The organism is Gluconacetobacter sacchari (assembly GCF_014174255.1).
GTDB classification, from domain to species: Bacteria; Pseudomonadota; Alphaproteobacteria; order Acetobacterales; family Acetobacteraceae; genus Gluconacetobacter; species Gluconacetobacter sacchari.
Genome location: NZ_JABEQJ010000002.1, coordinates 155,927 through 169,845 on the forward strand (window position 1 = coordinate 155,927; position 13,919 = coordinate 169,845).

Genomic DNA, 13,919 nt, shown 5'->3' on the forward strand with positions numbered 1-13,919 from the left:
GGTCAGACGGTCGCAGTGCCTTCGCGCCCGAGACGCGAATGGGCATGGCCGTAGAACATGTAGCTGAGCACGCCCAGCGCGACGTAGGTAGCCAGCAGGATCATCGGCAGCGGATTGCCGTTGAACAGCGCGCCGACCATGTCCACGAACAGCGGGCCGGCCATGACCAGGCAGAATAGGATCCCGAGCGCGGGCACCACGCCGATCCATACCCCGCCGATCCGGATGCCGCCCAGCGGCACGCTGAAGGGACGCGGCAGGTCGGGCCGGGCGTTGCGCTGCCAGATGACGGTGAAGCAGACGATGCCGAACGCGGCGGCCGTGCCCAGGCTGACCAGGTCGCTGATGATGTCGATCGGCAGGGTCGCGGTCGCCACCGCCACGATCGCCCCCAGCACGATGGTGCCGATCCACGGGGTGCGGAAGGTCGGGTGCAGGCGGCAGAAGATCGGCGGCAGCAGCCCGTCGCGGGCGATGGTGAAGAAGACGCGCGTCTGGCCGTAGAGCAGGCCCAGGATGACCGAGCAGAGGCCGATCACCGCCCCGATCTTGATGAGCAGCGCCAGCCAGGGCTGGCCGATCGCGTCGACCGCGATGGCCAGGGGATCGGCCACGTTCAACTGGCGAAAGGGCACGACGCCGATCAGCACCGTGGCGACGCATATATAGACCACCGTGCAGAACGCCAGCGAGCCGATGATGCCCAGCGGCACGTCCCGCCGCGGATTGCGCGCCTCGGCCGAGGCGGTCGAGACGGTCTCGAACCCCACATAGGCGAAGAAGATCACCGACGCGGCGCGGAAGATGCCCGGAACGCCGAAATGAAACCCGCCTTCGCTGGGCGGGATGAACGGCAGGAGGTTCGCGGGGTGGATATAGCGGATGCCGAACGCCAGGAAGAGCATCAGCACGCCGACCTTGACGAACACGATCAGCGTGTTGATCCGCGCGGAATCCTCGATACCCAGCACCAGCAGGCCGGTGACCACGGCCACCGACAGGGCGCCCACCAGATCGATCCGGGGGGCGACCAGCAGGCTGGCGCCCTGCGCCGTCGGCAGGGTCTGGACCAGGGTGGTGCTCAGGAAAGCGGGGATATGAACGCCCAGATCGTGCAGCAGGCTGGTCGCATAGCCGGAAAAACCCGCCGCGACGCCGGCGCAGGACACGCCGTATTCCAGCAGCAGCAGCCACCCCACCGCCCAGGCGGCGCCTTCGCCCATCGAGACATAGGCGTAGCTGTAGGCCGAGCCGGAGACCGGCATCGTCGAGGCCAGTTCGCCATACGACAGCGCGGTGAACAGGCACGCGAGGCCGGCGACGAGGAACGAGAGCAGGATGGCCGGACCCGCGTAATTGGCGGCGGCGGTGCCGGTCATGACGTATATGCCGGCGCCGATGGTCGAGCCGATGCCCAGCATCATCAACTGGATGGGGCCAAGGGTGCGCCGCAGCCCATGATTCTGGCTCTCGGTTTCGATCTGCTGGATGGTCTTGCGGAGCCGCAGGCGACTGGTAGGCGCTGGAGGGAGAGGCATAAAATTCACAATATCAGAACGGGAGAAGCCTGTATCGTTGCAAAAGGGGTCTGTATGCAAGACGGCGAGGTGCGCGTGCTGCCGGTCGCGTCATTTGTGACGGTGATCGCCCAGGATCGCCGCGACCGTCGGCTCGATCATCCGTGCGATCTCTTCCTGGGCTGCCGCCGTCGGGTGGAGCGGCGGATCGGGTGGGGTCAGGTGCGGGTCCAGGAAGCGTGACGGGTCGGGCGCGCCGTGTGTTTCCACGGCCGCGCCGACATCCTGCACGTGCAGCCACGGGCGACCCTGGCGGATATCCGCCTCCAGCATGGTGTTCAACTGCCGCGTGTTGGCGCTGACCCAGGCCGAGCGGATCGAGGGCAGGACTGCCAGCAGCAGGACCTGTGTGGTCGGGAAGCGGGTGTGGATCGCGTCGACGATGCGGGTGATGCCGGGATAGGTCCGGGCCGCGTCGGTGTGGACATGGCCGAAATTATTGGCGCCGATCATGATCACGAACAGGCGGGGGGGCGTGCGGAAATCCAGCTCGCCATGCGCCAGGCGCCACAGGACATGGCAGGTGCTGTCGCCCTTGAAGCCCAGATTGATGGCGTGGCGGTCGCCGTAGAACCGCTGCCAGACCGGCGCGAAATCGCGCCAGGGCTCGGGGCCTGTGCGCTCCCAGTTCTGGGTGATCGAATCTCCCAGCCAGACGAGATCGTAGCGGCCGGCGGCGATGGCCGCCTGCTTTTCGGCAAAGCGCCGGTGCCACCAGGGCGTGTCCATGCGCGAGACTTGCTGGACCGCCAGGTTGGCCGGCGCGGCCGAGGCGGCGGCGGGCGCGGCCAGGGTGAGCAGGGTGGTGATCGCCAGGAGAGGGCGACGGATGGACTGTCTCATGGGATCCGGTATCTTCAGTGGCCGAGGGCGATATAACAGACGGCGCCGGCGACGATGCAGTAATAGCCGAACGGACGCAGCGCCCATTGCTCATGCTTGCGGAAATAGCGCATCAGGAAGGCGGTGCTGGCCAGCGCGGTCACCGCCGCCACCAGGGCGGCCAGCGTGGCCATCTTCATCTGCCCGGGCGCGAGGGGGACGTGGCGCATGTGCGCGGCCTCGCGCACCGCCGCGCCGATGATGACGGGCTGGGCCATCAGGAACGAGAAATGCGCGGCACCCTCGTGATTGAGCCTGCGGAACAGGCCGCCGACCATCGTCGCGCCCGAACGCGAGATGCCGGGGAAGAAGGCGAGGCACTGCCACAGGCCGATGACCAGCGCGTCGGCATAGGTCAGCGACGCGATGGGACGGCCGGGCTGGACGGCGCGGTTGCCGCGCAGCCGATCGGCCAGCATCAGCAGGATGCCGTTGAGGGTGAGGAAGATGGCGGCATAGCGCGGGCTGCCGAACAGCGACCGCAGCCAATGTTCCAGCGCCGCGCCGATGATGACGGCGGGAATCGTCGCCACGACCAGCAGGGCGAGGATATGGATGCTCTCGGCCTGTCGCTGGCTGCCACCGCGCCCGGTCATGCCCTGGAAGATGGCGATCCAGTCGCTGCGGAAGAAATAGAGCAGGGCCGCGGCCGTCCCCAGATGCAGCATGACCAGGAACGGGAGGAAGATTTCCCCCCCAGGGTCGATGACCCAGCCGAGCAGGGCGGGGACAATGACGGCGTGTCCCAGGCTGCTGACCGGAAAGAGTTCGGTCGCGCCCTGGAGGATCGCGATCATGATGGCTTGGAAAACTGTCATTGTCCGGCTGTCCATGGCGATTTAGACTGGCGTGGTGCCCATTTTTCACCCGCACGGCAAGGACTTGCCGGGCATTGTGGCGAATTGGGGGCCGAAGGGATGAAGGAGTGAGGCATTTGGTGCGGGAAAAAGGAAGCGCGACCGTCTTCAGCAGTCTGGTCCTGCTGGTCGCGGTCGGATTCTATATCTATGCCCGGGCCTCGCAGACCGACCTGAGCCATGATCGCTATGCGCTGACGGCCCGGTTCATTTCGGCCAACGGCCTGCATGTGGGGGCCGACGTGCAACTGGCCGGCGTGCCCGTGGGGCGCGTGACCGCCATCGTGCTGGACCCGGTGATGGCGATGGCGAATGTCCACTTCACCGTCGATCGGGCGCTGTCCCTGCCGGCCGATAGCGGGGTGACGATCGGCAGCGCGACGATGACGAGCGACGACTCGCTGATGATTCGTCCGGGGACGGCGAAGGCGCGGATGGCACCCGGCACGGTGATCGCCAACGCGCAGGAAGCCGTCAGCCTGGAGCAGCAGGTGAGCAATTACATCTTCGGTAATGGTGGCCTGTCCTCCGGTTCGGCGCCGTAGCCCGCGCCGAATGGCCCGGTCGGTCAATCGTTAAGCGGGTAGGATGCCAGAAGTTTCTTCTGGCGGCGCCAGTAACGGAGCATCGTGAAGGCGCCGGCCGAGCGCCAGCCCGCCTTCTTCTTTTTCGCGCCGATGCGGAACGTCTCGCGGTAATGCATGAACTGCGCCTCATACGCCTCGCGCAACGTCGTGCGGGAATCCCAGATATGGGTCGCTTCCGACCCCACGCCGTTGATTTCGATGATCTCGAACCCCCGACCGAGTCGCAGGGACGCGACCGATTCGAATTTCAGGTCGATCCGGCCGAAATGGAAATCCGGGATGTCGTGCATGATGCGGTCGATCCGCTCGGTCAGGGCCGGGGTGATGTCGTCGGCGCCGTTGCGGAAGATCGAGCCCTTGCAGTGATTGCCGGCGAAGACCAGGCGCATGGTCTCGCCCGCCGGCAGGATATCGTGGACCCGCGCGCCGAGCCGGGGCAGGTAGAGATGCGGCACCAGGCGGGTGCGGGCATCGGCGTCGATCAACTGGCGGACGGTCGACCGGCCGTCACCGACCAACAGCGGCGCCTCCTTGTAGGTCAGCGAGGTGAGGCGGCCGCGTTCTTCGTCCGGGTGGCGGATGTAGAACACGCCGGCCTCGTGCTCGAACGGGATCAGGCGTTGCATCACCAGCCGGATTCCCGCCGGAAACAGCACCACTGCCGCAGCCAGTTCGTCAGGCGTGGTGACCAGCTTCACGCCGGTTCCGTTGCATCCGATATCCGGCTTCAGCACCACCGGCAGCGCCAGCCCGGCGCGCGCCAGGGCCGCGATCGCGGCGACCGGGTCGTCGGACGATCCGGTGGTGATGGTCGTATACGGCGCGATCCACTGGCGGGCGGTCTCGCCCGCCATGTCCAGGATGCCCGTCTTGCTTTCGCCGCACAGGCCGCCGGTTTCGATCCGTGGGTTGGCGGCCGTGGGCAGGCTGAGGTCGCCATGGCGCAGCCCCATCGCGATCCAGTACAGCACGACGGGGGTATAGAAGGCCCAGCCCGGCCAGAATTCGAACATCGACAGCGGCGACGGCGGCCGGGATGGGCCGATGCGCGACGTCGCGGGCGCGGTGGAGGCATGGGTCATCGGGACGGACTCCGCAGATTGGCCACGATCCGGCCGACGAGGATGATGGTCAGGGCGAAACCGCCCATTCCGGCCCATTTCCATGCCCCCAGATGGGTGATCAGGAAATGGCCGACCTGTAGCGATACCGTGAACAGCAGCGTTGTCCAGATCAGGGTCGCCGCGACGGCCGCCAGGGCGAAGCGCCGCACCGGGGCGGCGAAGAATCCGCAGGCGGTATAGAGGGGTAGCCGCGCGCCGGGGATGAAGCGGCTGATGAACACGATGCGGAACACGTTCCGGCCGAACCAGTTCTGCCCGTCGTCATTGCCGGGGACCTTGACCCAGCGCCGGGCCGCCGGCCACAGGGCGGCCAGCCGGCCCAGGCCGTACAGCCCCAGGTCGCCCGCCACGATCCCGACATAAAGTGCGAGTAAGGCCACCAAAAGGGCGACCTGGCCGGTCTGGACCTCCATCGCGGTGAGGATGGTCGCGGCGTCTTCGAGAATGAAGGTGCCGAGGATGATGACCAGCGCCTGCACGGCGGGGACGGCGCCGGCCTTGGCGAACAGTGTGGTGAGTGAGGGATACATGACCGGGGTGACGCCGTTCAATCCTGGAACGGCTGAAAGAATCGGGTCGGAATCCTCACGTCGTGAACCTCTTGCCCATGGAATCCGGTCCGCGCGGTCGCCGGACGGCCCGGCCTGGGCCGTGCCCGGATTGCCGACCTTGTGGCATGCTTCGCCACCACCGCCAAATCGCTCGCCGCCGGCGGCGAGGATTGAAAGCCCGTGGCGGATTGTGGCACAGCTTCGATCATGATCGGACGCCGTGGATTCCTGCTGTCGGCCTCGGCCGCTTTCGCCGCCGGCTTGCCCGTGGCGCGCGCGGCCACGCAATCCTATCCCGCGTTCCTGGCCGGCGTGCGGGCCGAGGCCGTGGGGCGTGGCCTGTCGGCCGCGATCATCGACCGGGCCCTGGCGCTGCGGGCGCCTAACGAGCGGGTCCTGCAACTGGATCGCCACCAGCCCGAATTCACCCTGACCTGGGCGCAATATCGCCAGAAGGTGCTGACGCCCAAGAAGATTGCCGACGGGCGCGCCGCCGCCGCGAGCCGCGCCGCACTGCTGGCGGCGGTCAGCGGACGCTACGGCGTCGACCGCCAGCCGCTGGTGGGGATCTGGGGCCTGGAATCGGCCTATGGTACGCGGATGGGGACCTTCCATGTCGCCGATGCGCTGGCGACGCTGGCCTATGACGGGCGGCGGGCCGCGTTCTTCCGGACCGAGCTGATGAATGCGTTGCGCATTCTCGACCATGGGGATGTCGAGCCCGAGTCCATGCTGGGCAGCTATGCCGGCGCGATGGGCCAGCCCCAGTTCATGCCCAGCGCCTATCTGCGCTATGCCGTCGACTTTACCGGCACCGGCCGCCGCGACATCTGGAACAGCGAGCCCGATGTCATGGCCTCGATCGCCAATTATCTGGCGCGCTGCGGCTGGGTGGGCGGCGAGCCCTGGGGGCAGGAGATCATGGTGCCGGCGTCGCTGGCGCAGGCCGAACTGGGACGCGGCGCCGTCCATACCCTGGAAGACTGGATGGCGCGGGGCGTGCGCCGGGCCGATGGGCGCCCGTTTTCGCGCGCCGACATTCGCGGGGCGGTGCTTCGCCCGGATGGACCCGGGGGGGAGGCCTTCATGGTGTATCGCAATTTCTCGGTCATCCGCCGCTACAACCCCTCGGATTTTTATGCGCTGGCCGTCGGGCTGCTGGGTCGCGACGTCACGTGACTCGCCGCGCCCTTCCCGTGACGCTGGCCGTGCTGGGGCTGGCGGGCTGTCACAGGGCCGAACCCGGGTTGCCGCCGGCCGATCCGCATTATGTCGTGGGCGCGCCGTACCAGATGGACGGCGTATGGCAGTATCCGCGCGAGGCGTTTGCCTACCGGCAGACCGGGCTGGCGGTCGCGGACCCCGACCAGACGCCCTATGTCACCGCCGATGGCGAGCATTACGATCCGCAATCGCTGACCGGCCGCCATGCGACGCTGCAACTGCCGGCCATCGTGACGGTGCGTAATCTGGAAAACGGGCGCGAACTGACCATCCGGGTGAACGACCGTGGGCCGGAAGCCCCCGGGCGCCTGATCGGCCTGACGCCGCGCGCGGCCGCCCTGCTGGGCATCGGCGCCAACCCGGTGCAGGTCGAGGTGATCGGGCACGAGGCCGAGAACGAACAATTGGCCGAGGCCCTGCCGGGCGGCCAGCATCTGGATGTCTCGGCCGCGCCGGTCGACCAGATCCGCGCGGAATCGCTCGATCGTCCGGGCAGCGGCGGCATGGTCGTGTCGGCGCCGGTCGGCGCAGTGGGGACGACCGATATTTCGGCCCTGATGGGCAGCCTGCCGCCGGCGGTGCGGCAGGGATATGTCCAGGGCGGGACGTTGTGGGTGGATGCCGGGACGTTTTCCACCCTGCGCTATGCGCAGGTCGCCGCGGCGCGGACCGGCGGCCGGGTGATTCCGGTGCGGGATCGCGGTCGCGCGGCCTGGAGGGTCCATGTCGGGCCCTTCATGAATGTCGCCGGGGCGGACAGGGCGCTGGACCAGATCCTGGGTTCCGGTATGACCGGCGCCCGGATCGTCGTCGAATAAGGATGAACGTGCAAACCCGAAGGTTTCTTCTGGCTGGGACGGCCGTGCTGGCCGCCACCGGCTCCCTGGCCGCCGCCGCGCCGCGCCGGCGCCACGCGCATGCAGGCGGCCACGCCCCGGCCGCCGGGCAGTCGGACGACGAATCCGGCACCGACCAGGCCGCGGCACCGGCCGGGCCACCCGCCGCCAGCCTGATCGGGCCGGTCGATACCGTTGCCCGCTGGGCCTGCATCGTGGATGTCACCACCGGCACGACGCTGCTGGAAAAGGCTGCGGACGAGCGCATGCCGCCATCCTCGCTGACCAAGATGATGACGGCCTATATCGTTTTCGGCATGCTGAAATCCGGCCGCCTGAAGTTGGACCAGGCGCTGCCGGTCAGCGAGAAGGCGTGGCGCATGCAGGGCTCGAAGATGTTCGTGCCCCTGGGCGAGAGCGTGCCGGTGCAGGACCTGATCCAGGGCATGGTCATCCAGTCCGGCAACGATGCCTGCATCGTGCTGGCAGAGGGGATCTCCGGCTCGGAGGAGCAGTTCGTCGCCCTGATGAACGAAATGGGCGGCAAGATCGGGCTGATCAACTCGCACTTCATGAACGCCACCGGCTGGCCGGCCGACAATCATTACATGTGCGCCCGGGACGTGGCGACGGTGGCGGTGCGGCTGATCCGGGACTTCCCGGAATATTATCACTTCTTCTCGGAGAAGGATTTCCGCTTCAACAAGATCGCCCAGGGCAACCGCAACGTGCTGGTGGACAAGGGGCTGGCCGACGGGCTGAAGACCGGCCACACCGATGCCGGCGGCTTCGGGCTGTGCGCCAGCGCCGATCGGGGTGGCAATCGCGTGGTGCTGGCGCTGAACGGCATGCCGTCGAGCAACGCACGCGCGCATGAGGGCGAGCGGATGCTGGAATGGGCGTTCGCGAATTTCGAGAACGCGACCCTGTTCCGCAAGGGCGACGTGGTGGACCAGGCGGCCGTCTGGCTGGGCAGCCAGCCGACCGTGCCGCTGGTGGCCACCCGGGATGTCGTGATGACGCTGCCGCATGGATGGCGGACGCGGGTGCATGTCGGCGTGGATTATGTCGCGCCGGTCGCGGCGCCGGTGGCGGCGGGGCAGGCGCTGGGCAACCTGGTGCTGACGACGCCCGGCCTGCCGGATGTCCGCATGCCGCTGGTGGCGGGGCAGTCCGTGCCGCGGCTGGGGCTGCTGGCCAGGGCCTCGACGGTACTGGGCCAGAAACTGGGCCGGCACTGAAGCCGGTGCCGGGCCTGTTCATCACCTTCGAGGGCGGCGAGGGCGCCGGCAAATCCACCCAGGTCGGGCTGTTGGAGGCGCATCTGCGCGCGCTGGGGCGCGACGTGGTGCGGACGCGCGAACCGGGTGGGACGCCGGGGGCGGAGGCGCTGCGCGATTTCCTGCTGTTCGGCGGCCATGACCTGTCGCCGCGCGCCGAGATCCTGGCCCATTTCGCCGCGCGGTGCGAGCATGTGGACCGGCTGATCCGGCCGGCGCTGGCGCGTGGGGCCGTGGTGATCTGCGACCGGTTCGCGGATTCGACCATGGCCTATCAGGGCTATGGGGCCGGGCGGGGCGACCCCGCGACGGTCGGGCTGATCGAGGTGCTGACCGCCCAGGTCGGGCTGACGCCGGACCTGACGCTGGTCCTGGCCCTGGACCGGGCGCTGGCGCTGCCGCGCCTGCGGGCGCGCGGCGGCCGGTCCGACCGGTACGAGGCGGCCGACGAGGCCTTTCACGCCCGCGTGGCCGAGGGATTCGAGACGATCGCCCGGACCCATGCGGGGCGTTGCGTCAGGCTCGCCGCCGACCGGCCGGTCGAGGTGGTGGCGGCGGAGGTTGCCCGGCTGGTCGATGCGCGTCTGGCGGGGGGGGGCTGAATGGCGGCCGCCACGCCGCGCGACGGGCCGGAGCCGGTGGGGCATGACGACGCCCGCCGTGCGTTCGAGGAGGCGTGGGGCGCGGGCCGGTTGCATCATGCCTGGCTGCTGACCGGCCCCGAGGGGATCGGCAAGGCGAGTTTCGCCTTCTGGATGGCGCGGGTGCTGCTGAAGGCGACCGGGGCGGACAGTACCGCCGCGCGCAGGATCGCGGCCGGCAGCCATGCCGACCTGCTGTATATCGCGCGGGGCGTGGACGAGAAGCGCCAGCGCATGCGGGCCGAGATCGTGGCCGACGATGTGCGCCCGATCGGCCAGTTCCTGCACCGGACGGCGGCCGAGGACGGGTGGCGCGTGGTGATCGTGGATGGCGCGGACTTCATGAATCGCAGCGCCGCCAATGCGATCCTGAAGATCCTGGAGGAGCCGCCGCCGCGCGCGATCCTGATCCTGACCTGTGCCGCGCCGGGCCGCCTGCTGCCGACCATCCGCAGCCGGTGCCGCACCCTGCGGCTGGAGCCGCTGCCGGCGGCGCGGATGCAGGAGGTTCTGGCCCGCGTCGCGGAGGATGTGGCGCCCGAGGAGATCGCGCGGGTGGCGCCGCTGGCCCATGGATCGCCCGGCCGTGCCCTGGCGCTGCTGGCGGGCGACGGCGCCGCGCTGGGCGCGCTGGTGGCGCGGGTGCTGGAGACGCCGCCGGATGCGGGGGCGATGTATGACATCGCCGAGAGCGTGCTGAAGCGGGAAAATGGCTTTCCGGTCTTCTTCGATTTGTTGTGTGATGCCATATCGAAACACGCGCGTACCCTCGCCCTGCGCGGCGGAGGGAGCGCGGACGGGGCGTCGTCGGCGCGCCGCATGGCGGAGCTGTGGCGTCGCCTGGCCGACCTGCGGGCCGAGACGGAACGGTTCAACCTGGATAAACAACAGGCCCTGCTGAACGGCCTGACTTTGGTGAGTGGAAGATGACTGGGCGCTATTACGTCACGACACCGATCTATTATGTGAACGGGGCGCCGCATATCGGGCATGCCTATACATCCGTCGCCGCCGACGTGATGGCGCGTTTCAAGCGGCTGGCGGGGCATGACGTCTTCTTCCTGACCGGTACCGACGAGCACGGGCAGAAGGTCGAGCAGGCAGCCCTGGCCGCCGGCGTGGCGCCGATCGTCTTCGCCGACCAGGTTTCGGCCGATTTTCGGGCAATGTACGACGTGATGAATATCTCGTACGACGATTTCATCCGCACGACGGAGCCACGGCACGTCGCCGGAGCCACGGCGCTGTGGGAACGGATCGCCGCCAACGGGCATATCTATCTGGGCGCGTATGAAGGCTGGTACGCGCTGCGCGACGAGAGCTTCTACAACGAGGACGAACTGGTCACCCGCCCCGACGGCACGAAGGTGGCGCCGACCGGCGCGCCGGTCGAATGGGTGCGCGAGCCGTCCTATTTCTTCCGGCTGTCGGCGTTCGCCGACCGGCTGCTGGCGCTGTACGAGACGCGGCCCGGTTTCATAGAGCCCGCGTCGCGGCGCAACGAGGTCGCCAGCTTCGTCCGGCAGGGGTTGCGCGACCTGTCGGTCAGCCGCACCAGCTTCCGCTGGGGCATCCCCGTGCCGGGCGACCCGGATCATGTGATGTATGTGTGGGTGGATGCGCTGGCCAACTACCTGTCGGCCATCGGCTTTCCCGATGCCGGCGACCCGCGCGCCGGGTTCTGGCCCGCCAGCCTGCATCTGGTCGGCAAGGATATCGTCCGTTTCCACGCGGTCTACTGGCCCGCGCTGCTGATGGCCGCCGGGCTGGAGCTGCCGGACTGCGTGTTCTCGCATGGATGGTGGACCATCGAGGGCGAGAAGATGAGCAAGTCGCTGGGCAATGTCGTCGACCCGCGCGACCTGGTGGCGGAGTTCGGCGTCGATCCGCTGCGCTTCTTCCTGATGCGCGAGATGCCGTTCGGCGGGGACAGCGACCTGAGCCGCCGCGCCATCATCAACCGGCTGAATGTGGAACTGGCGAACGACCTTGGCAATCTGGCCCAGCGCACGCTGAGCCTGGTGGCGCGCAATTGCGGCGGCGTGCTGCCGGCGCGGGGCGAGCGCGCGGACGCCGATAACGCGCTGCTGGCGCAGGCGGCGCTGTTGCCGGCGCTGATGGGTGACCATCTGGACCGCCATGCGCTGACCGACGCGCTGGAGGATGTGTGGCGGGTGATCCGCGCCTGCAACGCTTATATCGATCATCAGGCCCCCTGGGCGCTGCGCAAGACCGACCCCGCGCGGATGGCGGTGGTGCTGCGCGTGCTGGTGGATGCGCTGCGCGTGATCGGCACCGTGCTCCAGCCCTACATGCCCGGCAGCATGGGCGCGCTGCTGACCCAGTTGGGCGTGGCGGAGGACGAGCGCGATTTCGCGGCGCTGGAACGCCCGCTGCCCGAGGGGCGGGCGCTGCCCGCGCCGCAGGGGATCTTTCCGCGCTACGTGGAGGACGCGGCGCAATGAGTGCGCTGATCGATTCGCACTGTCATCTCGACCATTTCACCGATGAGGAGATTCCGGGCCTGCTGGAGCGGGCGCGCGCGGCCGGCGTCGGCGGCATGGTGACGATCGGCACCCGCCTGTCGCGCGCGTGGCAGCAGAAGGACCTGACCCGCTTCGACCGGCCGGACGTGCGGGTGTGGTGTACGGTCGGCACCCATCCCGACCATGTCGAGGAATGCGTGGTGGCCGATGCCGACGGCATCGTGGCCGTGGCCGACGATCCGCGCGTGATCGGCATCGGCGAGAGCGGCCTGGATTATTTCCATGGCGCCGAGGCCGTGCGCCCTTTGCAGCAGGCGCGCTTTCGCGCCCATATCGCGGCGGCGCGGCGCATGGACCTGCCGCTGGTGATCCATGCGCGCGAGGCCGACGCGGATGTCGCCGCGATCCTGCGCGACGAGGTCGAGACGAACGGGGCGTTTCGCTTCGTGCTGCACTGCTTCGCCTCCGGGCCGGACCTGGCGCGGGCGGGGTTGGAACTGGGGGGGTATATCAGCTTCTCGGGTATCCTGACCTTTCCGCGTTCCGACGCGCTGCGGGCGATCGCGCGGGATATTCCGCAGGAGCGGCTGCTGGTCGAGACCGATTCGCCCTATCTGGCGCCGGTGCCCCGGCGCGGCAAGCGCAACGAACCGGCGCTGGTTGCCCATACCGCGCTGCGGCTGGCCGAGGAGCGCGGCATGACGCCCGGCCATCTGGCGGAACGCACCACGGAAAACTTCACCCGCCTGTTCAGCCGGGCGGCCTGAGCGATGGAACTGGTCGTCCTGGGATGCGGAGGATCCGCCGGGGTGCCGATGATCGGCGGCCCGGACGGCCGGGGCGACTGGGGGGTCTGCGATCCGGCGGAATCGCGGAACTGCCGGACCCGGGCCTCGGTGCTGCTGCGGGGCGATGACGGGCGGGCGGTGCTGATCGATACCGGGCCCGACCTGCGCGCGCAGTTGCTGGCGCAGGGCATCGAGCGGTTCGATGCGGTTCTCTACACCCATGCCCATGCCGATCATATCGCGGGATTGGACGAGGTTCGGGCGATCAACCGGGCGATCGACCGCCCGCTGCCGGTCCTGGCCACGCCGCCGGTGCTGGAGGAACTGGAGACGCGGTTCAGCTATGCCTTCCGCCCGTGGTCGCCGCCCGGTTTCTATCGGCCCGTGGTGGTGCCGCGCGCGGTGCATGCGGGCGAGACGGTGGACGTGGCCGGGCTGCGCCTGACCCTGTTCGAACAGATCCACGGGCGCACGCTGTCGCTGGGCGTGCGGTGCGGGCCGCTCGCCTATTCCACCGACGTGGTCGACCTGCCCGATGAGGCGTTCGCGGCCCTGGCGGGAGTCGAGACCTGGCTGGTGGATTGCTTCCAGCGATCAGGGCCCCACAACGCCCATGCCTGGCTGGACCGGGTATTGGCATGGCGCGCCCGTCTGGCGCCGCGCCGGGTGATCCTGACGCATATGGGCGCGGATATGGACTGGGCCTGGATGCGCGACGCGCTGCCGGAGGGCGTGGAGCCTGCCTTCGACGGTATGCGAATCGCCTTTCGCTGAGCCGTGATCGGCGGGGAGCGGCCCCCGCCGTTGCGAAAATCCCTTGCCGTTCGGGCGGGTGTTCGCGGAGCGTCACGCGATTTAGGTTGAATCCCGAACGCGGGGGGCGATAGCCTTCGGTGTGATGGCCCGGGATTTCGCAGCGCGATCGCCGACTGCGATTCCACCACCGCAAGCCGCTCTTGTCCGGGGCGGCAGCGTGCCTATCTGCCTGTAAATGGGCCAGACAGCAAGGGGGAATGTGTATTGAATACCCGATTGCAGAGCGAACAGGACTGACGGTTCTTCCCGCCCCCGGGGGCATTTCCCCGG

14 protein-coding genes are annotated in these 13,919 nt (G+C 68.7%); 9 read left to right on the plus strand and 5 right to left on the minus strand.

Annotation, left to right across the window (positions count from 1 at the left end):
* Window positions 1-2 precede the first annotated feature (2 nt).
* The 3 genes from HLH48_RS02425 to HLH48_RS02435 all read right to left on the minus strand — a co-directional run bounded on the left by HLH48_RS02425 (window position 3) and on the right by HLH48_RS02435 (window position 3,277).
* Window positions 3-1,538 carry an APC family permease gene (locus tag HLH48_RS02425; RefSeq protein WP_182995904.1) on the minus strand — a complete coding sequence of 512 codons (1,536 nt, stop codon included), beginning with the start codon at window positions 1,536-1,538 and terminating at the stop codon, window positions 3-5.
* Between the two features lie 90 nt (window positions 1,539-1,628).
* A complete protein-coding gene (locus tag HLH48_RS02430) occupies window positions 1,629-2,420 on the minus strand; it encodes a GDSL-type esterase/lipase family protein (protein WP_182995905.1) in 792 nt (263 codons plus the stop codon).
* A gap of 14 nt (window positions 2,421-2,434) precedes the next feature.
* Window positions 2,435-3,277 carry an undecaprenyl-diphosphate phosphatase gene (locus HLH48_RS02435; RefSeq protein ID WP_182995906.1) on the minus strand — a complete coding sequence of 281 codons (843 nt, stop codon included), beginning with the start codon at window positions 3,275-3,277 and terminating at the stop codon, window positions 2,435-2,437.
* 116 nt (window positions 3,278-3,393) lie between these two features.
* Here HLH48_RS02435 and HLH48_RS02440 point away from each other — a divergent pair, with 116 nt between their 5' ends.
* A complete protein-coding gene (locus HLH48_RS02440) occupies window positions 3,394-3,861 on the plus strand; it encodes an MlaD family protein (RefSeq protein ID WP_182996048.1) in 468 nt (155 codons plus the stop codon).
* Between the two features lie 23 nt (window positions 3,862-3,884).
* On the opposite strand, the gene HLH48_RS02445 is transcribed toward HLH48_RS02440, so the two are convergent.
* Complete coding sequence (locus tag HLH48_RS02445; RefSeq protein WP_182995907.1) at window positions 3,885-4,985, minus strand: D-alanine--D-alanine ligase; 1,101 nt, start codon at window positions 4,983-4,985, stop codon at window positions 3,885-3,887.
* On the minus strand, window positions 4,982-5,557 hold the full coding sequence (locus tag HLH48_RS02450; RefSeq protein WP_182995908.1) for a DedA family protein: 576 nt from the start codon (window positions 5,555-5,557) through the stop codon (window positions 4,982-4,984). The genes HLH48_RS02445 and HLH48_RS02450 overlap by 4 nt, the downstream gene beginning before the upstream one ends.
* 228 nt (window positions 5,558-5,785) lie before the next feature.
* Between HLH48_RS02450 and HLH48_RS02455 the strand changes: the two genes are divergently transcribed.
* From HLH48_RS02455 to HLH48_RS02490, 8 genes are read left to right on the plus strand one after another with little or no spacing between them, the layout of a single operon-like run.
* Window positions 5,786-6,757, plus strand: a complete 972-nt coding sequence (locus tag HLH48_RS02455) for a lytic murein transglycosylase (RefSeq protein ID WP_182995909.1) — start codon at window positions 5,786-5,788, stop codon at window positions 6,755-6,757.
* On the plus strand, window positions 6,754-7,620 hold the full coding sequence (locus HLH48_RS02460) for an RlpA-like double-psi beta-barrel domain-containing protein (RefSeq protein WP_264813364.1): 867 nt from the start codon (window positions 6,754-6,756) through the stop codon (window positions 7,618-7,620). Before HLH48_RS02455 ends, HLH48_RS02460 begins: the two co-directional genes overlap by 4 nt.
* Window positions 7,621-7,622: 2 nt before the next feature.
* Complete coding sequence (locus HLH48_RS02465) at window positions 7,623-8,879, plus strand: D-alanyl-D-alanine carboxypeptidase family protein (RefSeq protein WP_182995910.1); 1,257 nt, start codon at window positions 7,623-7,625, stop codon at window positions 8,877-8,879.
* A gap of 5 nt (window positions 8,880-8,884) precedes the next feature.
* Window positions 8,885-9,520 (plus strand): dTMP kinase, encoded by a 636-nt coding sequence (gene tmk, locus HLH48_RS02470; RefSeq protein WP_182995911.1) that lies wholly within the window; start codon window positions 8,885-8,887, stop codon window positions 9,518-9,520.
* Window positions 9,521-10,489 (plus strand): DNA polymerase III subunit delta', encoded by a 969-nt coding sequence (locus HLH48_RS02475; protein ID WP_182995912.1) that lies wholly within the window; start codon window positions 9,521-9,523, stop codon window positions 10,487-10,489.
* A complete protein-coding gene (gene metG, locus HLH48_RS02480; protein ID WP_182995913.1) occupies window positions 10,486-12,024 on the plus strand; it encodes a methionine--tRNA ligase in 1,539 nt (512 codons plus the stop codon). The genes HLH48_RS02475 and metG overlap by 4 nt, the downstream gene beginning before the upstream one ends.
* Window positions 12,021-12,812, plus strand: coding sequence for a TatD family hydrolase (locus tag HLH48_RS02485; RefSeq protein ID WP_182995914.1), 792 nt, complete (start codon window positions 12,021-12,023; stop codon window positions 12,810-12,812). Before metG ends, HLH48_RS02485 begins: the two co-directional genes overlap by 4 nt.
* A 3-nt stretch (window positions 12,813-12,815) precedes the next feature.
* Window positions 12,816-13,607, plus strand: a complete 792-nt coding sequence (locus HLH48_RS02490) for an MBL fold metallo-hydrolase (protein WP_182995915.1) — start codon at window positions 12,816-12,818, stop codon at window positions 13,605-13,607.
* Window positions 13,608-13,919: the final 312 nt, after the last annotated feature.